The organism is Bacillus sp. FSL R5-0654 (assembly GCF_038008745.1).
Lineage (GTDB): Bacteria > Bacillota > Bacilli > Bacillales > Bacillaceae > Bacillus > Bacillus safensis.
This window is the reverse complement of sequence record NZ_JBBOZV010000001.1, coordinates 3,260,693-3,282,355: the sequence shown is the minus strand read 5'-3', so window position 1 is coordinate 3,282,355 and position 21,663 is coordinate 3,260,693. Positions and strand designations below refer to the sequence as shown.

Here is a 21,663-nt window from a genome sequence, read left to right as displayed (position 1 = left end):
TAGAAGATGCGCTCAATGATGAAAACAGCCATCCTCAGCCTCATCGCCATTTTCGTTATCGTTCCAACAGCATTGGCAGACAATTCAGTCTCAAGAATTGATGGCGGGAGCAGATATGCTGTAGCGGCAAACGTAGCGAAAAAAGGATGGGGAACTGCAAGTACAGTCGTTTTAGTAGGGAAAACTGCGTATGCAGATGCAACAGCAGGAATTCCACTTGCACACCAAAAAAATGGACCGGTTCTTTACACTAACAGTAAAAGCCTTTCGGGTGATACAAAAAAAGCCTTAACTTCATTAAAAACAAAGACGGTGATCGTTTTAGGCAGCACATCAAGTGTGTCAAACAACGTGGTCAACCAAGTGAAGAAAATGGGCATCTCCACACAGCGTATTTCAGGAAAAAACCGATATGAGCTATCTGCCAATATCGCGAAAAAAATGAAAAAGCCAGCAGGCGTCGTTGTCGTTGAGGGTTCTTTCTATGCACATGGGATTGCGATTGCACCTGTAGCAGCTCAAAAAGGATTCCCAATTCTATACACAGATAAAAAGGGACTTCGTTCTGAAATCGCTTCTGTTGCAAAAGCAAGCAATGTGAAACAAACCATTGTAGTCGGCGGAGAGAATTACGTCACCAAAGCCGCTTATAACCAATTGAAATCTCCAACACGAATCAAAGGCTCGACTCGTTATGATGTCGCGGCAAATATTGTGAAAAAGTACAATATGAGCGTCAATAATACCTATGTAGGAAGAGGATTTGGTTATGCCACTTCATCTTCTGCTGCAGGAATTGCAGCGAAACAAAACAAAGCTTTGCTTCTAACGAATGAAAAGACGCTGCCAAAAGTAACAAGAGCAACAGTGAGCAGCAAGAAAATCACCAAATTTACTGTCGTAGGCAGTACAAATACAGTGACACCAACTGTTGTGAACCAGCTGAAAAACCCGGCTGTTGGGAAAAAAGTATTCATTGATCCAGGTCATGGTGCGCATGATTCAGGAGCTGTAGGATACGGATTATATGAAAAGAATTTGAATTTAGATGTAGCAAAGCGTTTAAATACGAAATTAAACAACGCTGGTGCACTTGTGACCATGTCAAGAACATCAGACACATTTGATAGTCTTCAAACACGAGTAAGCAAAGGTGCGTCAGCAAATGCAGATATCTTTATCAGTGTCCATGCAAACTCAAACGATAACAGCAGTGCAAATGGAACAGAAACGTATTATGACAAAACCTATGCGGCTGCAAACAGCCTGAAGCTGGCGCAAAACATCCAGCCTAAAATGGTCAGTGCACTAGGCACAAGAGACCGTGGTGTGAAAACAGCTGGCTTCTACGTCATTAAATATTCTAAGATGCCGAGCGTTCTTTTGGAAACTGGTTTTGTTTCCAGTCCAGTTGATTCAAACATCTTGAAATCTGCTACGTATAAAGATCGATTAGCGTCAGGTATTTCAAGCGGTGTGTCAGGTTATTTTAGATAAGAAAACACAAACCTGAGGGGTGCCTCAGATACTCCTCTTAGGCTGCTCGAGAACGTACTCGGCAGCCTTTTTTCAAAAGTTCATGAAGTTCCTGGGTGAAGGGTTCAAACCAAGGAGGTTGACTTCATGCGTGTTGATATCAAATGTATGTTACTGATTGCTATTTCACTATGTTTATATACACCATCCGTTTTTGCTCAGCACACTGTATCGAGGATAGAAGGAAGCAATCGGTATGAGGTGGCTGTAAATGCCGCGAAAAGGGGCTGGCAGGAAGCGCCTGCCGTTGTTCTTGTGGGCGGTGATGCTTATGCAGATGCCCTGAGTGCTGTGCCTTATGCATACCAGCAAGGGGCCCCAGTCCTGTTAACGAATGCTGACAGTCTTTCAGGTGCTGTAAAGACAGGGTTGCAGCAGCTGAAAACGAAGCGGGTAACGATTCTTGGCGGGACTGCAAGTATTTCTGAAAACGTCGTGAAGCAGCTAAAAGCAATGAATCTATCCGTTTCCCGTATTCAAGGAAAGAACCGCTATGAATTGGCGGCAAATGTGGCGAAGCACATGAAGAGTGCTAGTGCGGCAGTCGTCGTGAATGGTTCTGCTTATGCTGATGCTGTTGCGATTGCTCCATACGCTGCCAAACAAGGCTATCCCATTTTATTAACAGATGCGAAAGGACTGCGCGAGGAAACAGCCAATCTATTAAAAAACAAAGCAGTCAAGCGGACCATTGTGATCGGCGGAGAAGCAAGTATCAATAAAATGGCTTTTCAAAAGCTTCCATCACCAGTCAGAATAAGCGGAGCCAATCGGTATGAGGTGGCTGCCCAAATTGCTAAAACGTATCCAATGAAGACAAGCCAAACATTTATGAGTTATGGGTATGCCTATGCAGATGCAGCCGCTGCGGCAAGTATAGCAGCGAAACAGGGCCAAACTCTTCTTCTTACAGACGCTCAAACGGTGCCGGATGCTATCAGAAAAGTCATCGGAGCCAAACAGATGTCAGCTTTTTCTGTGGTAGGCGGAACATCAACCGTTCAAACGAATGTCATCACGCAGTTGAAAAATGCGGTGTTAGGCGAAACAATTTTTATTGATCCAGGTCATGGTGCGCAGGATGCGGGAGCGATAGGGAATGGGCTGCTTGAAAAGAACATCAATTTAGAAGTCGCATTAAAGCTGCGGTCAAGGCTTCACCAAGCAGGTGCCCTTATTGTCATGTCGAGAACTTCTGATACATTTGACTCCTTGCAGACACGTGTCAGTAAAGGAGCCCAGGCAAGTGCTGATATTTTCATCAGTATCCACGCCAACGCAAATGATAACAGCGGTGCAAATGGAACAGAGACGTATTATGATACGACATATGCGGCTGCTCATAGTGTCAAGCTGGCACAACAGGTTCAGCCTCGAATGGTCAGTGCCCTTGGAACAAAAGATCGCGGAGTGAAAACAGCAGGGTTCTACGTCATCAAATATTCTAGAATGCCGAGTATTTTGCTAGAAACCGGCTTTGTAACAAGTCCAATCGATGCGAGTATTTTAAAATCTACCGCTGCAAAGGACCGGCTGGCTTCTGGAATTGCAACTGGTGTGTCCAACTACTTTGACGTAAAATGAATCATGAATGATGTGTCAAGTTAAAAATACATTTCATTTTTGGTTATGTTTGTTATAATTGAAACATAGAAGGTGAATGGTTTACACATAAATCTTCAAATGACAGCAAACCGACAAATCATGAAGAGGTGACGATTTTGAAAAAATTAATCACAATGCCGTTTCTAGTATTGCTTCTAGGTGTATTGCTCACAGCGTGCGGCACAACAAATCAATCAAGCGATAACAAAAAGGATGACAGCAAAAAAGAAACAACCGAAGCAGCCGATCAAAACAAAGATAAGGCTGCAGACGAAAAATCAGAAGATCAATCATCAAAAAATGAAAAATCAGAAGATCAAAGTAAAGAAACAGCTGCTCAAACAGAAGAGCCAGCAAGTCAATCTGATGAAGAGGCAAAAGACAGCTCAAGCAAAGAAATTACAAAAGAAGAACCTGCTAAAGACCAATCAAAAGCTGACTCAAAAGGTGACTCTAAAACAAAGAAAGAATCAACGACTAGTAAGAAAAATGAAGTCACCAAAGAAGGCACATATGTCGGTTTGGCTGATGGACATACAATTGCTGTCAACATTGATGGAAAAGAAGTAGCTATTCAATTCGGAAATACATTTTCTAAACAAGTGAACAGCTTAAAAGAAGAATCAAAAGTAAAAGTAACCTATACAAAAGATGCAAACGGAACACTTCGATTAAAAACGATCGAATCTGTAAAAGCAAAATAAAGAAAAGACCCGGAGACCCGCAGAATTGCGGGTCTTTTTTACGTTCAAAAGGGCATAACTTGATATAAGTGCACATTCTTAACACAGTTTTACAAGACTTAACAGCGCATTTACATTTGCTTAATGTTGCTCTGCTAAACTGACTTTCATAGAACATCTCTTTACACAACAACTACTTTGAATGGTGAGGTGCAGGTCAGTGAGTGCAGAGAAAGCGATGAATCTTTACAGAGAATATGAAGTGAGACGAAATCACTCTTTTGCCTTAACAGAACATATGGTTCGTTATTTATTTGCAAAACGTTTCATAGATTTAATGTTCTCGTTCATCGGATTGATGTTGAGTACGCCAATCATTTTGCTGTTTGCTCTTTTGATTAAGCTGGAAACACCAGGGCCAGCCTTTTATATGCAGGAAAGGGTCGGGAAAGACGGTGTTTACTTTAAGTTATGGAAGCTCAGATCGATGAGAATTGACGCAGAAAGCGGAGGAGCGAAATGGGCGCAAAAAAATGACCCGCGTATCACCAAAGTGGGGGCATTCATCCGTAAAACAAGAATTGATGAACTTCCGCAATTTATCAACGTGTTAAAAGGAGAAATGAGTATCGTAGGTCCTCGTCCAGAAAGACCGATGTTTACCGCAGAATTTAATCGGACGATTCCAGGCTTCACAAAAAGATTGGCGGTAAAGCCGGGGCTGACAGGTCTTGCTCAAGTAAATGGCGGATATGAAATGAGTCCAAGTGAAAAATTAACACATGACTTACAGTATATTCAAAACTTGACATTTTCTCTCGACACGAAGATTATGGTAAAAACGTTAAAAGTCATCATGACTGGTGACGGAGCCAGATAAGTAAAGTAGGGAAGAGAAATGGCAAGTATGAAAAAAAGCATGCTAGGCGGGGCAAAATGGACAAGCTTGTCCGCATTGATCATCACCATCATCCAAATTGCACAGTTCGCCTTTTTAGGGAACGTGATGTCACTCAAGGAGTTTGGACTCGTTGGCATGATCACAACTGTCACAATATTTACGCAGATTTTACTTGATCTAGGAATTGGGGCAGCAATCATTCAAAAGGAACAAACGACAGAACGTCAATTATCTACATTATATTGGATCAACCTGCTCACAGGGATTATCTTGTTTTGTCTGCTCATCCTGTTAAGCCCAATGATAGCCGCTTTTTATAACCGGCCAGAGCTAGAGGGTCTGCTCAAGCTATTATCGATTATGTTTCTGATCGCACCGATTGGCCAGCAGTACCAGTATATGATGCAAAAAGACTTAGCCTTTAAAACATTAAGCACCATTGAAGCCATTGCGACCATCATATCGCTGCTCGTTTTACTCGTTTTCGCCTTCTTCATGAATCCGATTGTCGCCTATGTCATTTCTCAAGTGCTGCTGCAATCAGGAAAAGGTCTCATGTATGCAGCGGCTTATTGGAAGAAGTGGCGTCCAGCACCTGTTTTTGCATTAGGAGAAGTAAAGGAATTTTTCTCATTCGGTGCATTCCAGCTCGCATCCAGACTGGTTAACCGAGCAGGATCAAACATCGACATGATTTTAATCGGCCGGTTTCTTGGAGCGGAAGCGTTAGGTATTTACAGCTTGGCGTATCAAATTGTAACAATACCCGTGCTGAAGATAAATCCGATTGTGACGAGAGTGGCTTTCCCGGTTTTCGCAAAAAGTCAGCGGGATCACTCCATGCTGCGAGAGGGCTTCCTGAGTATGACGAATATGCTTGCATTGGTTAGTTTTCCATTATTAATCGGCCTTGCTGCCGTATCAGACAGCTTTATAGAGGTCGTGTTTGGAGAGAAATGGCTAGTAGCGGTCCCGGTTTTAAATATATTGTGCATTGTTGGCCTTCTGCGTGTGCTGATGAATCCAAATGGTTCAATCCTTCTTGCAAAAGGGAGAGCGGACTTAGCCTTTTATTGGGATACGGGGATGCTTATCGTGTATGGCTGCGCATTATATGCAGGTGTCACGACAGGCAGTCTGCTCACAGTAGCTTGGATCTACTCAGGTGTCAGTCTGCTCAACTTTATTGTCGGCAGATGGCTTATGGCATATGTCATTCAGCTTGATATGAAGGTGTATTTAAAATCACTTGGAAGGCCTGCTGTCATGACGCTGCTCATGGCGGTCTGTGCGGTAGCTTTACATCAAGGGATGAAGCTGACATCAGCAGATATTTCACTTCAATTACTACTGACTGTTTGTGTCAGTGCTGCATTGTATGGCTTGCTGCTCATCAAAATGTATCCGCAGGCTGCAGGCAAATTATTGAGAAGAGGTCGTTCGTCATGAAGGTACTATGGCTGACAAGTGTATATCCTAGTGAAAAACATCCGAGTGAGGGCGTATTTCATGAAACGCAAATACAGGAGCTGCTCAAACAAGGAATGGAAGTGACTGTCATTTGTCCTAATCCAGTGAATCCACCGGTTTTACGGATGCTCAAGGCATCCTATCGGCAGAAAAGGGATCTTCCTGAACAGGAAGTGAGGAACGAAGTGAAGGTTTACAGACCGCCTTATCCAGCGCTCCCTGGACAGCTGAAATGGGCGCAGCCGAGTAAACGAATAGCGGCTTCTGTTCTCAGAGCAATGCAGCGTCATCAGCTGTCACCAGATTTTATCCATGCGCACTTTGCCATGCCGTCTGGCGGAGCGGCGGCTGTTATTCAGAAAGAAACGAAAATCCCTTATCTTCTGACCTTGCACGGCAGTGATGTGAACGTATATCCGAACTATAGCAAAGGGGCGAAGGCAGCCTTTGAAACGGCGGTGAGGCAGGCATCTGCTGTTCTGACAGTGAGTGAGGAGCTGGCTAAAAAGACAAATGAGATGACGAAGGTAGAAGCAAAATGTCTTCCGCTTGGTATTCCGCTCCGATCATTTTCCAGAACGGAAGAAGGTCAAGAAGGCATCAGAAAGCACTTACGTTTACCGCTTCAAGATAAGCTCGTTGTTTTCGTCGGGCGTTTAGTGAAAGAGAAGGGCTTGCTTGAATTAGCTGATGCTGTCAGCAGCATGGATGGAGTGAAAGCAGTTTTTGTTGGAAAAGGCCCCCTTGCAAAGGAACTCAAGGAACGGGCGGGAGCATCTATTATACTCCCAGGACAGGTGCCGAATGAGCAGGTGAGAGACTACTTAATGGCAGCTGATCTGTTTGCACTCCCTTCCTACAGTGAAGGAATGCCAACCGTCGTTCTAGAAGCGCTCGCTTTAAAAGTACCTGTCATTGCAACACGGGTTGGTGGTCTCCCATCCTTATTTTCAACCTATCAACACCTGCTCGTTGAACCGCGTTCGACGCGTCAGCTGAAAGAGGCGATTCACGCCTGCCTTTATGAAAACAGATGGAATGAAGAAGTGAAGAACGATCTTCATGAAATGGTTCATACAGAATATTCATCAGAACATAATGCGAAACATCTCATTCAGCAATATGAGAAGGTGTTCAATCAATCAACATCCATCGTTTAAACAAGATGAAATGTGCAAAGAATGATAGATAGATAAACAGCTTGGAACGGACAATATGCTTTTACTGAGAGGATGAAAAATGTTGAAGAAAATTGCTGTGATTGGAACAGGTTATGTCGGGTTAGTATCGGGTACTTGTTTTGCTGATATCGGAAATCGTGTCATCTGCTGTGACATCGATGAATCAAAAATCAACAGCTTAAAAAGTGGTGTCGTTCCCATATATGAACCAGGTTTAAAAGAATTGATTGAAAAGAATACAGAAGAAGGAAGACTGTTTTTTACAACGAATATTCCTGCCGCTATTAGGGAATCAGAGATTATCTATATTGCCGTAGGGACACCGATGACACCACAGGGGGAAGCAGATTTAACGTATGTGAAGGCTGTCGCTCAAACGATCGGTGAACACATGAATGGCTATAAAATCATCGTCAATAAAAGCACAGTGCCCGTTGGAACAGGCCGTCTCGTTCAAGCCATTGTGGAAAAGGCATCGCGCAGTAAATATCCTTTTGATGTCGTATCCAATCCAGAGTTTCTCCGAGAAGGCTCAGCGATTCAAGATACGATGAATATGGAGCGGGCGGTCATTGGTTCGACCAGCACTCATGCCTCTAGCATCATCAAAAGACTGCATGATCCGTTTCAAACAGAGGTTGTAGAGACCAACTTAGAAAGTGCAGAAATGATTAAGTATGCTGCAAATGCCATGCTTGCCACAAAAATCTCATTTATTAATGACATTGCAAATATTTGCGAAAGGGTAGGCGCTGACGTTGAAAAAGTCAGTGAAGGAGTTGGATTAGACAGCCGAATCGGGCATAAATTTTTAAAAGCAGGCATTGGATTTGGAGGTTCTTGTTTCCCGAAAGACACGATGGCTCTTCTCAAAATTGCCGAAACATCCGGGTACCGGTTCAAGCTGATCGAATCTGTCATTGAAACGAACAACAACCAAAGAGCCCACCTGGTCAGCAAATTGATGAGTGTGTTCGGTGATATTAAAGGAAAAACCATTTCTGTCTTAGGCCTTGCATTTAAACCGAATACGAATGATATGCGTTCAGCGCCTGCACTAGATATTATCCCAATGCTGAGAGAGCTGGGGGCTTTTGTGAAAGCTTATGATCCGATTGCTTATGTAGAAGCTGAACGTGAGCTTGGCCCGCAGGCGGTTTTCAGCAACGATCTGTACGAAACAGTAAAAGATACAGATGCCTGTCTCATCCTAACAGAATGGGATGACGTACAGAAGATGGATAAAGATCAGATCAAGCAGCTGCTTCGTTCGCCGATTGTAATTGATGGAAGGAATTTGTTTGATCCAGCAGAAATGAAAGAGAGAGGATTTATTTACCAGTCTATCGGCCGCCCAAGTGTATGGGAAGCAGAATTGGTATCGAAGGCACAATAACAGGGGGAGCTTGGATGAAGAAAGTATTGGTTACTGGGGGAAGCGGATTTATTGGATCACATACGGTAGAGGCTTTACTAGAAAAAGGCTATGAGCCCATCGTCCTTGATAACTTTTCAACTGGATCACGAGAAAATATTGCTCATCTTTCCGTGCAATGTATGGAGGCAGATGTCACACAGCCAGCGACGATTGATTTGATTAAACAAATCGCACCGGATTATATCATTCATCTTGCAGCACAAGTAAGTGTAGCCGTTTCCGTTCAGGATTTCGTATATGACGAAGAGGTCAATATCAAAGGATCTCTGCACGTCATGAAAGCTGCGGCTGAAGCAGGAGTGGAAAAAGTCATCTTTGCCTCATCGGCAGCTGTCTATGGAGACCCGGTGTATCTGCCAGTAGACACCGCTCACCGGCTGAAGCCTGGTTCACCTTATGGCTTAGCAAAACTGACAGTAGAGCGGTATTTAGAAATGGCAAAATCACTCTATGATGTGGACTATTGTATTCTCAGGTACAGCAATGTATATGGTCCGCGCCAAGATGCACTTGGCGAAGGCGGTGTTGTCTCTATTTTCTCTGATAAGTTTGCAAAGGATGAGGCTCCTTTTATCTTTGGAGATGGGGAACAAACAAGAGACTTTATCTATGTGGGTGATCTAGCGGCAGCAAATGTTGCAGCTTTAACAGCCCAATCAAACGTTTGTTTAAATATATCGTGTGGTGATTCAATCACTGTGAATGAACTGTTTCAAACGATGAAACGGGTAACGAGATCACAGCTTGAACCGATTTACAAGCCGCAGCGTGCAGGAGATATCGTGCATAGTACATTGGCAAATGAGGAAACGAAACAAGTCTTAGCATGGGAGCCTGTTGTGAGTTTACAGGAAGGTTTGGCTCGTACCATTTCCTACTATAAACAGGAAGTCAAGGCTTAATCCCTCAAATCGGATGGGTTGCTTAGGAGGAAAATGGGTATGAGTGTGAAACAAACAGCATGGCAAATCATGATCGGTTGTATATTATTTGCAGCAGGGCTAGGACTTGTACAATTGGCGTCTGCGCAGCCCGCCGGGTTAAAAAAGATCGTCGCCATTCCGGTCCTGCTTTTAGTTCTGACGGCTTTTCTCGTGTTAATGAAGCTATACATGAACGGTGAGCAAGTGTTCATGTCAGCCATATATCTTTTAATTGCATTGACCTTTCTCAACAACGCTTTCTTTTCAATTAGTGCCGGGTTCTTTAGTCTTTTTCTCTACCGTATCATGCTCATTGCCGCCTTTGCTTTATTCATATGGCGGATGAGAGATAAGGGGACGTACATATCGCAGTGGCAGCAGATTCGTGTAAAAGGCATTCTTGGTTTTTTCGCTGCATGGTTTCTTTACGGGCTCATCTCACTGCTGTGGGCTCATTCGGTGACAGATGGTCTTAAATATATGTCCCTGCTTGCTATGGGGATGGGTTTTGTCTTTCTTGTGGTCATGTACATTCAGCGAATCGATCAAGTTGTCACCTTTTATAGCATTTGGCTTGTCATGACTGTATTTGTCATGGGGATAGGGTTTTATAATCACTTTACTCTGAACCATTTACCAAATACTTCATTGTATTTTGGGCCGGCGTATAAACAGCACTATCCTACAGCTGTCTTTTTTAATCAAAATGACTTTGCGACGTTTTTATCGATTAGCTTTTTCTTGTATTTAGCGTGTATGCGGCAAATGAAAAATGGTTATATCAAAGCATTTGGATTATTTGGCGCCATCGCAGCACTGTATCTCATTTTGTTAACAGAATCCCGCGCCAGCCTGCTTGGCATATTTGCAGGAGCGGCCATTTATGTGTGGCTTCTCATGCCGCGCTTTCTCAAAAAGTGGTCACTCATCACAGCAGGCGGACTTGGTGTCATCTGTATCGCTGTTTTTTCAGCCAAGATTTATTCAGTCTTTTATGACTTGTTTCTCGCTTCTCAGGTCGCGCATTCTTTTAGTGAACCACTCCCATCCAACATTGCGAGAGCGAATTTGATCAAAAATGCATGGCATTTCTTTACGGATTCATACGGGTTTGGTGTCGGAGCGGGGAATGTGTCTTACTACTTAGCCCACTTTTCGATCTTTGATACAGATCAAGTCGTTGAAGTGCACAATTGGCTGCTGGAAGTGATGACGAACTTTGGATTTGCGGTCATGCTGGGCTATATCTCCGTCTACGCTTATCTCATGTTCACGCTGTATAAACAATACCAATGGGCTGACACAAGATCAGCAAAAATGATCATTGAAGGTTTGTTTGCTGCCATGCTGAGCTTTCTCGTTTCAAGTATCAGTCCTAGTTCTGTCTCGAATTTATATTTCCACTGGGTCTTTTTAGGACTCGTGATCGCAGCGGTGAATATGTTGAAAAACAAACAGCGCTTGGTAAACCGTGTGTGATGCTGCGCTGGTATGGCTACACTAATGAAAAAGCAAATACGTCAATGTTGGGAGAATGAACATGTCTGGTTTCATATCTAGAATAGGGAAGCGAATCAAAAAGTATATCGTATGGCTTGTGCTGCTGCCTGTCGTATTAGGCGCTTTTGGATTCTTTTTTGCCAAAGGAACAGTGCAGCAGTCTAGTTACACAGCTGCCGTTACGCTTACACTTGGTAAATATGATGACGGAGTGTATAACAATATCGCAGAAGTGACATCTCTATTAAAAAGCGATGCATTTTTGAATGAAGCACTCAGTGATGTGAAAGAAGAAGAGAGGCAGGATGTGAAAAGCCGCCTCATCCTCACCAATCAATCAGATACACAATTACAGCTGTCTTTCACAGATGCTGATAAGGATCATGCTTTAGCTGTCGTGAAGCAGGTGTCGGATACATTTCTGAAGCAAGACAAAGCATTATTTACAAAAAGACAGCAGGTGATTGAAAGTAGATTATCCGCTCTAGAAGACGAATCTGTCAGCAACGATTCCAAAGTAGATAAAGAGCGATTTTTATATGAATTGGAGTCTACAAAGCTTGGAATGAAGCAGGCGAAGATTGTTGATCCTGCTCAAGTTCTTGATGAAGGCAATAAAGGCATGTCAGCGAAAAAGCGGGCACTGCTTGGACTTGTCATTGGCTTTAGTATCTCGCTCATGTTTGTGGTCTTACCCGAAGTGTTCAAAGAATCTTAATGATGAACTGGAGATGAGTCTTAGGTGAACAATCAACCGTTAGTATCAATCATTACACCGGCCTATAATGCGGAACGTTATTTAACGGATACAGTTCATTCCGTCCTTGCCCAAACCTATTCTAATTGGGAACTGATCATCGCAGATGATTGTTCAACAGATGGAACAAGGAAACTGCTTGGGGACTTAAGTGAAGCAGACGACAGAATCAACGTCATTTATTTAGAGCAAAATGGGGGAGCCGCCATCGCTAGAAACGCAGCCATCAAACAGGCAAAAGGCCGCTTTATTGCTTTTTTAGATAGCGATGATAAGTGGAAAGAGACGAAGCTTGAACAGCAGGTAGACTTTATGCTGACAAACGATTATGCCTTTACATTCACGGCGTATGACATCATTGCAGAAAATGGAGAGCCTTTAGAAAAAACTGTCACTGCACCAGCAAGATTAACTTATGATGAAGCTTTGAAAAATACCATTATCGGCTGTTTAACGGTGATGCTTGATGTAGAGAAGATCGGACATGTAGAAATGCCGAACATCCGCACAAGACAGGATTTAGCTACGTGGCTGTCCATATTAAAAAGAGGATTTACAGCCTATGGAATGAGTGAACCGCTCAGTGAATACCGCATCGTTGGAAACTCGATCTCTAGTAACAAGTGGAAAGCAGCGAAAAAAACGTGGTTCGTCTACAGAGAAATTGAGCAGCTTCATTTTGTCAAAGCATCTTGGTGTTTTATGCACTATGCGACAAATGCTGTGAAGAAGCGCTTATAAACAGAAGGGAAAAAAGGTGATAAAGGTGAAAGCAGACTCGATCATACATGTTATCGTAGCGACGGGAGAATGGGGACAGGACGGCTTGAGGTACAGACGGCATCGACTGGCGGAATTTCTAGCATCTGATCCAGAAACGAAAGAGGTCATCTGGGTATGCCCATCTGCATCCCGTCATACAGCTCCCTTTCAGCCCATAACCGATCGAATGAAGCAATTGACCATTCCTGATGTGCTCAAGAGCAAATTTTTCCGCTTTGGCCGATATCAAGACATGTTCTATATTCATAAATTGACCCCTCTTCTTGAGCATTTGCGGCAGGAAGAAAAGAAGGGAATCGCTGTTTGCTTATGGTATACGTTTCCGGGCTTTCCGCTCTTATCTTCTTTATTTGAATGGAAACATATTGTCTATGACTGCAGTGACCTGTGGGGAGAGCCGATAAGCGGCAAAAATAATTTGCTTTCTTATATGAGGCAGCGTGTCATTGTGAAAGCAGAAAATCGAATCATCAAATACGCACACAGCATTACATGCTCTTCTCAATACTTACACGATCAAATCAAAAAGCGTCTTATGGGCGAACCAAAAGATGTGTTTACAGTGGAAAATGGCGTTGAGTACGATGTGTTTGCAAAAAGCAATCTTCCATGTAAGGAGGATGTGCTGCAAGGTAGAGAAGGAACTGTTCTTGGTTTTATTGGAGGCATCAAGCCGAAGCTGGATTTTGACATGATAGCAGAAGCTGCCCGTATGCAGCCTGATTGGACATTTTTATTTGTCGGTCCGGATGGAACAAATGGTGATCCATCTTTTCAGCATGCACTTAAACTGCCGAATGTGATTTGGACAGGTGCTGTTGCACCAGAAGAAGTGCCTGCGTATATGAAGCTGATTGATGTAGGCATGATGCCATACAAACAATCTCCTTACAATCAAGCCGTGTTTCCGCTCAAGCTATATGAATTTTTAGCCGCAGGAATACCGGTTGTTGGTTTAAATCTTCCGTCAACGGAAAGGCTAAAAGAGAATGATGTGTATGAATATTTAGAAGGCGAGGATCCTGTGCTCTTCGTAGAAGCCTGCCAAAAAGTGATCAGCAAAAAAGACGACATGACCTATAGACATCTAAGACAAAGCCGAGCGAAGAAAAAAGATTGGCACGCGCTGTTCACAAATATGGTGGAACTAACGAATATTAAAGAAAACGCATAATTCATCAGGGATTGTGCGTTTTTATTTGTTTCTTCTTCACAGGGGGAGCTTGTGATCATCCTCTATTCAATTGTATAATGGAAAGAGCGGCCAATATACAAAATACAGATTTCAATTTAGAAGGAGACTGACCTATGGATTACGAACGCGCCTTATTAGCGTTTTTTGTCTCTCTGGCTACAGTTTTAATTGTGACACCAATCGTCAAAAAGTTTGCAATTAAGATTGGTGCAGTGGACCAGCCGAATAAACGAAAAGTTCATGATAAAGTAATGCCTCGAATGGGCGGTTTGGCAATTTTTATTGGGGTAGCGGCTGGAGCATTAGCAGGCGGGCTGTTTCTACATAATAAAATTACAGCAATTTCAGTTGGTGCCGTACTTATCGTCATTCTAGGTATATTTGATGATAAATATAATTTAAGTGCAAGATTTAAATTTCTCGTACAAGTTCTTGTTGCTTGTCTGATTGTAAGCACAGGCTTAAAAATGGACTTTTTCTCTGTTCCTTTCTTAACAGATCGAATTGAGTTAGGCTGGATGGCCTATCCCCTAACCGTGTTATGGATTGTCGGAATCACAAATGCCATTAATTTAATTGACGGCCTTGATGGACTGGCTGCCGGTATTTCTGTCATCGGTTTATCAACCATTGCCGTGATGGCATTTTCAGCTGATAAAATTTTGATTCTTTCTTTATCACTTGTTGTCATTGGCAGTACCATCGGCTTTCTCTTTTACAACTTTCATCCGGCGAAGATTTTTATGGGTGACACCGGTTCGCTTTTTTTAGGCTATATGATTTCGGTGTTGTCACTATTAGGGCTGTACAAAAGTGTCACTTTGTTTAGTGTTGTTGTCCCAGTGATCATCTTAGGTGTCCCAATTTTCGATACCACCTTTGCCATCATTAGACGAATATTAAACAAACAGCCGATCTCAGCACCTGACAAGTCTCATATTCATCATAGACTGATGGCCTTTGGCTTGTCTCATCGCATGGCTGTTATCGTGATTTATATGATTGGCTTAGTCTTTAGCTTAAGTGCGATTTTGCTGACAAGCGCCACCATTTGGTTATCACTGATTATTATCTTTTTACTGGTCATGTTCATGCAAGTGATTGCAGAAGTCACAGGCTTGGTGAATGAAGAGTTTAAACCATTTACGAAATTTTATAAACGAATGGTCAAAAGGCAGTAAAAAACAGCCCGTTCCTAGGAACTGGGCTGTTTTTATTATTGTCCAGGTGTGCTGGTCGATGAGTTAGTTGTATCACTTGACCCTGTTTCACCAGAGGACGGATTGGTTTGTGAATCTGTTTCAGTTGAAGATTCAGTAGGAAGCTTTAAATGCGTCCGTAATTCATTTTGTACGTTAGCTAAATTGGTCGGATCTGGCTCAAAGTAATACGTGCGATTTGGCCCTAAATAAAGGTCTGATCCCTTAATAGAAAGAGTTTCTGTGTCGTCTCCTTTAAATCCGCTGTAGATTTGCTGAAGGGCAAGACCTTCTGTGATACGAAAATTGGTCGTAATGTGATCACTGACTTCTTTAGCAATGTTATCGACGTTCGCAATGTTATTTGGCTTCGCCATTTGATCAATCATTGCACGTAAAATTTGTTTCTGACGATCGTTACGTCCAAAATCACCGCGTGGATCTTGTTTTCTCATCCGTGCGTAAGCAAGTGCTTCTTCCCCGTTTAAATGCATATTGCCTTTTTTGAAGTAAATCTTTTTCGATTTTTTAACATCACTTTTTTCATTGAAGTCAAATGGAACATCGATATCAATTCCGCCGACTTCATCAATGACATCCTTGAATCCGTCAAAATCAACGGTTGCATACTTATCAATCGGAATATGCAAGAATTGTTCGACAGTTTCAATCGTTTCATCTTTACCACCTTTTGCAAATGCTGCATTAATCTTTTCTTTACTTCCTGTTGTATCACTTGCAAGCTGTACGCGTGTGTCACGAGGAATACTAACCATTTTCATCGTTTTGTCTTGAGGGTTAATCGTTGCGACAATGAGTGAATCTGAACGGCCATGATCACCCTTTGTGGCATAATCCTCAATTCCGACAAATAATACAGAGAAAGGTTTTTTCTTAATATCAATGACAGCATCACGAAGATTCGATTTCTCTCCACGGTTTAGTTCATCATATGTTTTGTCAGCAGCTTGAAGAGTATTGACGATTTTATATACTGCAAATCCGCCCATGCAGATGATAAGAAGCAAAAATAAGACCAGAATACGTTTGATAATTCTCTTCTTCTTACTCTTTTTCTTTCGTACACGCACTTTTACTCGTTGTGCCATTCATCTGTCTCCTTTATCGGACCAATGTCCTTTTCTAAATAAATCAGTTCGCCTTCTTTTGTAACACTCTTTCCATTTGTCAGCTCAGTCATCCACTCAATGAACTGCTCTGTTTGTGTTTCTTCGACATATGTCTCAAAAATAACATCTTCTGCATAATGGATTTCTTTTAACTGAAAAGATGAGGCTCTAAGCTCATTCTCTACCTTTCCAAGCCATGTATAATCTATTGTTGTGTGCATTGTACGCATTAAACAGCGCTCTACCATTCCAACATGGTTGATAGCTTCTGATACAGATTTTCCGTAGGCACGAATCAATCCACCGGCACCTAGCTTGATACCGCCGAAATAACGAGTGACCACAACGACTGTATCTTTCAGCTTCCGTTTTTTTAGCACTTCAAGCATTGGCACACCTGCTGTACCGCTTGGTTCACCATCATCATTCGCTTTTTGAATCAGGTCATGTTCACCAATGAGATAGGCTGAACAATTATGTGTGGCATTCCAATGTTGTTTTTTAATGGATTGTATAAATGCTTGTGCTTCTTCTTCTGAAACAGCACGCTGTATATGACAAATAAAACGTGATTTTTCAATGACGATCTCATGCTCGCCACGACTTTTTACTGTAAGATAGCGATTCAGCAAAAGACATACCCTCCTGACAAGCAAATTGTAAGACTAGTGAAAATTTGCATTGGTTTTAGAATTTTACAGCGTATTTTGTTATGATGATAGGAGCGGAAAAAGGGTCGTCATAAAAACTTCATGATTATACGCATTCTTTCATTATAATTCGACATAAAATGCAGATCAATGACATTTATAATAAAAAAAGATGACATCACTGTTACGGGAGGGAAAAGCCATGACAACACCCAAAATGGATCCGAAATTATTGGATTCAATCATCATGAAAATGCTAAGTACAGTTGATGGCAGCAAGGACGAAGTATTTAGAATAGGCGAACAGTCCCGTCAACAATATGAAAGCCTAGTAGAAGAGCTGAAGCAAATCAAACAGCAAGTAAACGAAGTAATTGATTTTGGGGATAAGCTGGAAGTCCATACAAGACATGCTAGAAACCGCTTATCTGAGGTCAGCAGAAACTTCAACAAATTCAGCGAAGAAGAAATACGTGAGGCCTACGAAAAAGCACATAACTTGCAAGTGGAACTCACCATGATTCAGCAGCGCGAGAAGCAGCTGAGAGAAAGAAGAGACGATCTGGAAAGACGATTATTAAGCTTACAAGACGTCATTGAACGTTCTGAAACGCTTGTGAGTCAGATTACAGTTGTTCTCAACTATCTCAACCAGGATTTACGCCAGGTTGGCGTTTTACTTGAAGATGCTCAGGCAAAACAAGATTTTGGGCTGAGAATTATTGAAGCCCAAGAAGAAGAACGCAAAAGAGTGTCTCGGGAAATTCATGACGGCCCTGCTCAAATGCTGGCAAACGTGATGATGCGTTCCGAATTAATTGAACGGATTTTTAGAGACCGCGGAACAGAAGAAGGTTTTAAAGAAATTAGAAGTCTCAGACAGAATGTGCGAAATGCACTGTACGAAGTGAGAAGAATCATTTATGATTTAAGACCGATGGCTTTAGATGATTTGGGTCTGATTCCGACACTGAGAAAATACTTAAACACAATTGAAGAATATGATGGGAAAACCAAAATTACGTTCCAATGCCTAGGTGATACAGAAAGCGAAAGAATTGCTTCTCAATTTGAAGTAGCACTGTTTAGACTAGCCCAAGAAGCTGTCACAAATTCATTAAAACATTCTGAAGCTGAAGAAATCTCTGTCAAAGTAGAAGTAACGAAAGACTTTGTGACCTTAATTATTAAAGACGATGGAAAAGGCTTTGATATGAAAGATGTGAAAACAAACAAAAACAAATCCTTCGGTTTACTTGGCATGAAAGAACGCGTAGACTTACTGGAAGGTAAAATGACCATAGACTCAAAAATAGGTCTAGGGACATTCATCATGATTCGCGTGCCACTAACATTGCAAAATAAAATTGTAAAATAGAGTCAAAAGACATATTGACCATAAAGTTCAGGTGTAGAACAATAAACATGGGGAGGCGTAGCTTGTGACTAAAGTAAATATTGTAATTATTGATGACCACCAATTATTCCGTGAAGGTGTCAAACGGATTTTAGATTTTGAACCTACTTTTGAAGTAGTTGCAGAAGGAGACGACGGTGACGAAGCTGCACGTATCGTAGAACACTATCATCCGGATGTTGTCATTATGGACATTAATATGCCGAATGTAAATGGTGTTGAGGCTACAAAGCAGCTTGTTGAGCTTTATCCCGAATCAAAAGTCATTATTCTATCTATTCATGACGATGAAAACTATGTAACACATGCATTGAAAACAGGGGCGAGAGGCTACCTGCTAAAAGAAATGGATGCAGACACACTCATCGAAGCAGTGAAAGTTGTAGCTGACGGAGGCTCTTATTTACATCCGAAAGTCACTCATAATTTAGTAAATGAATTCCGACGCTTGGCAACTAGCGGCGTTTCAGCACATCCACAGCATGAGGTATATCCTGAAATTCGCAGACCACTTCATATCTTAACTAGACGTGAATGTGAAGTTCTTCAAATGTTAGCTGACGGAAAGAGCAACAGAGGAATCGGTGAATCGCTCTTTATTAGTGAGAAAACAGTTAAAAACCACGTGAGTAACATTTTGCAAAAAATGAATGTAAACGACCGTACACAAGCTGTTGTTGTAGCTATTAAAAACGGCTGGGTAGAAATGAGATAATGTTCCGGACAAGTACTCCTTTTTCGCCTGTTTTATTCTCTCACATTTTAGGTGGAGGGAAATGATAGACAGGGTAAGGAGTCTTTTTCGGATATAGCGGGCTTGCCTATTGATTAGGCAGGCTTTTTTGATTACTATTATAAATCTAATGAAAAAATGATCATTCTTTTAAAATAAAAAAGAGTAACTTAACGAATAAGGAAGGTATTTAAGAATGAAAATAGCCGTTGTAACAGACAGTACTGCTTATCTACCACAAGAGCTGCGTGATAAACATAATATTCATATGATCCCCCTTAACGTCATCTTTGGCAGTGAATCATACCGTGAAGAAATAGAAATGGACTGGAAGACATATTATGAAGAAATCAAAAAACACAAAGATCTTCCAACAACCTCTCAGCCTGCTTTCGGTGAATTAATAGCCTTATATGAAAAACTAAGTGAAACATACGACGCCGTGATTAGTATCCACCTTTCAAGTGGAATTAGTGGAACGTATAATAGTGCGGTCTCAGCGAATGATCTAGTTGACGGGATTGATATTTACCCGTTTGATACAGAAACAAGCTGTATGGCACAAGGTTTTTATGTGTTAGAAGCTGCTGAAAAAATCCAAGAAGGTGCTTCTTTAGAAGAAGTGTTAGCACATCTAAATTACCTGAAAGAAAGTCAGCGGGCGTATTTTATGGTAGACGATTTAACTCATTTGCAAAGAGGCGGCAGATTAAATGGTGCTCAGGCTTTTATTGGAAGCCTCTTAAAGGTAAAGCCTATTTTGCATTTTGACAACAAGCTAATTGTTCCTTTTGAGAAGATTCGCACACGTAAAAAAGCCATTTCACGTATTTTTGAATTATTTGATGAAGATGCATCACGTGGTGTTCCGATGAGAGCAACACTGATACATGGTAATAGAGAAGAAGAAGCAGAAGAATTAATTGCGCACTTATCAGAAAAATATCCTCATGTTGAATTTTATAAAAGCTACTTTGGTGCCGTAATCGGCACCCATCTAGGTGAAGGCTCTTTAGCCCTTGGCTGGGTGATTAGATAATTCCTAAAAAACCTCTTTTCTTATGGAAAAGGGGTTTTGTTTTTCTATTTTACCTGTTGGACGAAATGTCATGTCTTTGCGCATAATAGCCAAACATCAATTGAAAGGTGTTTGGTAATGTTGAATATGGACAAAGCAATGGAACTAATGCGGCAGCTGCATTCACGCCATCTGCTCACCGTTGAAACAAAGTGCCCACAGTCCAATTTAGATTGGCTGGAGGAGAAGGGCTTAGTCAATCGGTCTCCAGCCATTGAGAGGAAAGTAAATGGTTTTACATGCTGCCGGTGCGGTGTATCACACAAGCGGTATTTCGCTCATTTTCCATGTGAAGTGTGTCAAAAGGATTGTGTGTACTGTAGATCATGCATCATGATGGGAAAAGTAGCAGAATGTGGGTTTCTTTATGAATGGACAGGTCCACAAATGGTAGAAACATGTCGAGCCGAATTAACATGGCAGGGAGAGCTGTCTAAAGGACAAAAAAGAGCGTCAGAAAGAATGATTGAAGCTATTAAAAACAAATTTGATCTACTTGTTTGGGCGGTTTGCGGAGCAGGGAAAACGGAAGTACTTTTTCACGGAATCGAATATGCGTTAAATCAAGGAATGAATGTCTGTATTGCGACACCTAGAACAGATGTAGTGCTTGAACTCGAACCACGGCTTAGAAAAGCATTTCAAGGGGTGACAATTACCGTACTTTACGGAGGTAGTTCTCAAAGGTTTCAAATAACACCGCTTGTGATCACCACAACCCACCAGCTGATGAGATACAAAAATGCTTTTGATGTGCTCATTGTAGATGAAGTCGATGCCTTCCCTTATTCAATGGATGAGCGTCTCCAATTTGCTGTTCTAAAGGCGATGAGAAAGAACAGAGGGGTTAGGATTTATTTAAGTGCGACACCCTCTAAAAAAATGACGAGAGAGGTTTCTCGTGGAAAACTGGAAGCGATAAAAATTCCTTTGCGTTTTCACGAGCAACCATTACCCGTACCGACCTTTCATTGGATCGGTCATTGGAAAAAGAAATTAAAAAAGAACCAGCTGCCCCCTAAAGTGATGAATTGGATGCAGAGACATATTGCAAATAGGAGAAGAATATTACTTTTTGTTCCTTCAATTGCTACCATGAAGAAGGTAACGAAGATTCTTCGAGAACAATCCTTAAATGTGGAGGGAGTATCTGCCGATGATCCGGATAGGAAACAAAAGGTTCAGCACTTTAGAGATTACGTATACGATGTACTAGTTACAACCACTATTCTAGAAAGAGGCGTAACGATTCCAAATGTTCAAGTGGGGGTACTAGGTTCGGAATCTACTATTTTTACAGAGAGTGCACTTGTTCAGATATCTGGACGGGTAGGCAGACACCCGGATTATTGTACAGGAGATGTTTTCCTTTTTCATTTTGGTTTAACGAGAAGTATGAAACAAGCAAAGAAGCATATCGCAAAAATGAATGATACGGCTGCAAAAGAGTTTTCTGAAAAACAGTGTGGGTTCAACTAAATCAT

At 41.8% G+C, this 21,663-nt stretch carries 19 protein-coding genes; 17 read left to right on the top strand and 2 right to left on the bottom strand.

Annotation, left to right across the window (positions count from 1 at the left end; translation table 11 throughout):
• The first annotated feature begins 6 nt into the window (after nt 1–6).
• The 13 genes from NSS76_RS16810 to NSS76_RS16750 all read left to right on the top strand — a co-directional run bounded on the left by NSS76_RS16810 (nt 7) and on the right by NSS76_RS16750 (nt 15,153).
• Nucleotides 7–1,497: an N-acetylmuramoyl-L-alanine amidase gene (locus NSS76_RS16810; RefSeq protein WP_044335387.1), complete on the top strand. Its 1,491-nt coding sequence runs from the start codon at nt 7–9 to the stop codon at nt 1,495–1,497.
• Between the two features lie 126 nt (nt 1,498–1,623).
• Complete coding sequence (locus tag NSS76_RS16805; protein ID WP_341082482.1) at nt 1,624–3,120, top strand: cell wall-binding repeat-containing protein; 1,497 nt, start codon at nt 1,624–1,626, stop codon at nt 3,118–3,120.
• A gap of 137 nt (nt 3,121–3,257) precedes the next feature.
• Complete coding sequence (locus NSS76_RS16800; RefSeq protein WP_024423637.1) at nt 3,258–3,845, top strand: hypothetical protein; 588 nt, start codon at nt 3,258–3,260, stop codon at nt 3,843–3,845.
• Between the two features lie 199 nt (nt 3,846–4,044).
• On the top strand, nt 4,045–4,704 hold the full coding sequence (locus NSS76_RS16795; protein WP_024423636.1) for a sugar transferase: 660 nt from the start codon (nt 4,045–4,047) through the stop codon (nt 4,702–4,704).
• 18 nt (nt 4,705–4,722) lie between these two features.
• A complete protein-coding gene (gene tuaB / locus NSS76_RS16790) occupies nt 4,723–6,174 on the top strand; it encodes a teichuronic acid biosynthesis protein TuaB (protein ID WP_044335392.1) in 1,452 nt (483 codons plus the stop codon).
• Complete coding sequence (gene tuaC, locus NSS76_RS16785) at nt 6,171–7,355, top strand: teichuronic acid biosynthesis protein TuaC (RefSeq protein WP_122631678.1); 1,185 nt, start codon at nt 6,171–6,173, stop codon at nt 7,353–7,355. The genes tuaB and tuaC overlap by 4 nt, the downstream gene beginning before the upstream one ends.
• A gap of 79 nt (nt 7,356–7,434) precedes the next feature.
• Complete coding sequence (tuaD, locus tag NSS76_RS16780; RefSeq protein WP_044335396.1) at nt 7,435–8,772, top strand: UDP-glucose 6-dehydrogenase TuaD; 1,338 nt, start codon at nt 7,435–7,437, stop codon at nt 8,770–8,772.
• Nucleotides 8,773–8,786: 14 nt separating this feature from the next.
• Nucleotides 8,787–9,716, top strand: coding sequence for an NAD-dependent epimerase/dehydratase family protein (locus NSS76_RS16775; RefSeq protein WP_044335398.1), 930 nt, complete (start codon nt 8,787–8,789; stop codon nt 9,714–9,716).
• A 39-nt stretch (nt 9,717–9,755) separates the two neighbouring features.
• Complete coding sequence (tuaE, locus tag NSS76_RS16770) at nt 9,756–11,216, top strand: teichuronic acid biosynthesis protein TuaE (RefSeq protein WP_044335400.1); 1,461 nt, start codon at nt 9,756–9,758, stop codon at nt 11,214–11,216.
• A gap of 61 nt (nt 11,217–11,277) precedes the next feature.
• Nucleotides 11,278–11,955 (top strand): teichuronic acid biosynthesis protein TuaF, encoded by a 678-nt coding sequence (tuaF, locus tag NSS76_RS16765; protein WP_024426261.1) that lies wholly within the window; start codon nt 11,278–11,280, stop codon nt 11,953–11,955.
• Nucleotides 11,956–11,979: 24 nt separating this feature from the next.
• Complete coding sequence (gene tuaG / locus NSS76_RS16760; RefSeq protein ID WP_044335403.1) at nt 11,980–12,735, top strand: teichuronic acid biosynthesis protein TuaG; 756 nt, start codon at nt 11,980–11,982, stop codon at nt 12,733–12,735.
• A 19-nt stretch (nt 12,736–12,754) separates the two neighbouring features.
• Nucleotides 12,755–13,951, top strand: a complete 1,197-nt coding sequence (tuaH, locus tag NSS76_RS16755; RefSeq protein WP_044335409.1) for a teichuronic acid biosynthesis protein TuaH — start codon at nt 12,755–12,757, stop codon at nt 13,949–13,951.
• A gap of 134 nt (nt 13,952–14,085) precedes the next feature.
• Entirely contained in the window at nt 14,086–15,153 is a 1,068-nt protein-coding gene (locus tag NSS76_RS16750) for a glycosyltransferase family 4 protein (protein WP_024423627.1), read from the top strand.
• Nucleotides 15,154–15,188: 35 nt separating this feature from the next.
• Here NSS76_RS16750 and NSS76_RS16745 read toward each other — a convergent pair whose 3' ends face one another.
• Both NSS76_RS16745 and NSS76_RS16740 read right to left on the bottom strand, forming a co-directional pair.
• The gene (locus NSS76_RS16745; protein ID WP_034623744.1) at nt 15,189–16,280 is read right to left on the bottom strand and encodes an LCP family protein; all 1,092 of its coding nucleotides are present in this window, start codon (nt 16,278–16,280) and stop codon (nt 15,189–15,191) included.
• Nucleotides 16,265–16,933, bottom strand: a complete 669-nt coding sequence (locus NSS76_RS16740) for a YigZ family protein (protein ID WP_012011434.1) — start codon at nt 16,931–16,933, stop codon at nt 16,265–16,267. The genes NSS76_RS16745 and NSS76_RS16740 overlap by 16 nt, the downstream gene beginning before the upstream one ends.
• Nucleotides 16,934–17,153: 220 nt before the next feature.
• Here NSS76_RS16740 and NSS76_RS16735 point away from each other — a divergent pair, with 220 nt between their 5' ends.
• The 4 genes from NSS76_RS16735 to NSS76_RS16720 all read left to right on the top strand — a co-directional run bounded on the left by NSS76_RS16735 (nt 17,154) and on the right by NSS76_RS16720 (nt 21,658).
• Complete coding sequence (locus tag NSS76_RS16735) at nt 17,154–18,329, top strand: sensor histidine kinase (RefSeq protein ID WP_003213166.1); 1,176 nt, start codon at nt 17,154–17,156, stop codon at nt 18,327–18,329.
• Nucleotides 18,330–18,393: 64 nt separating this feature from the next.
• Entirely contained in the window at nt 18,394–19,083 is a 690-nt protein-coding gene (gene degU / locus NSS76_RS16730; RefSeq protein ID WP_008348273.1) for a two-component system response regulator DegU, read from the top strand.
• Between the two features lie 214 nt (nt 19,084–19,297).
• Nucleotides 19,298–20,140 (top strand): DegV family protein, encoded by an 843-nt coding sequence (locus NSS76_RS16725; protein ID WP_024423625.1) that lies wholly within the window; start codon nt 19,298–19,300, stop codon nt 20,138–20,140.
• Nucleotides 20,141–20,260: 120 nt separating this feature from the next.
• Nucleotides 20,261–21,658, top strand: coding sequence for a DEAD/DEAH box helicase (locus tag NSS76_RS16720; RefSeq protein WP_318842607.1), 1,398 nt, complete (start codon nt 20,261–20,263; stop codon nt 21,656–21,658).
• Nucleotides 21,659–21,663: the final 5 nt, after the last annotated feature.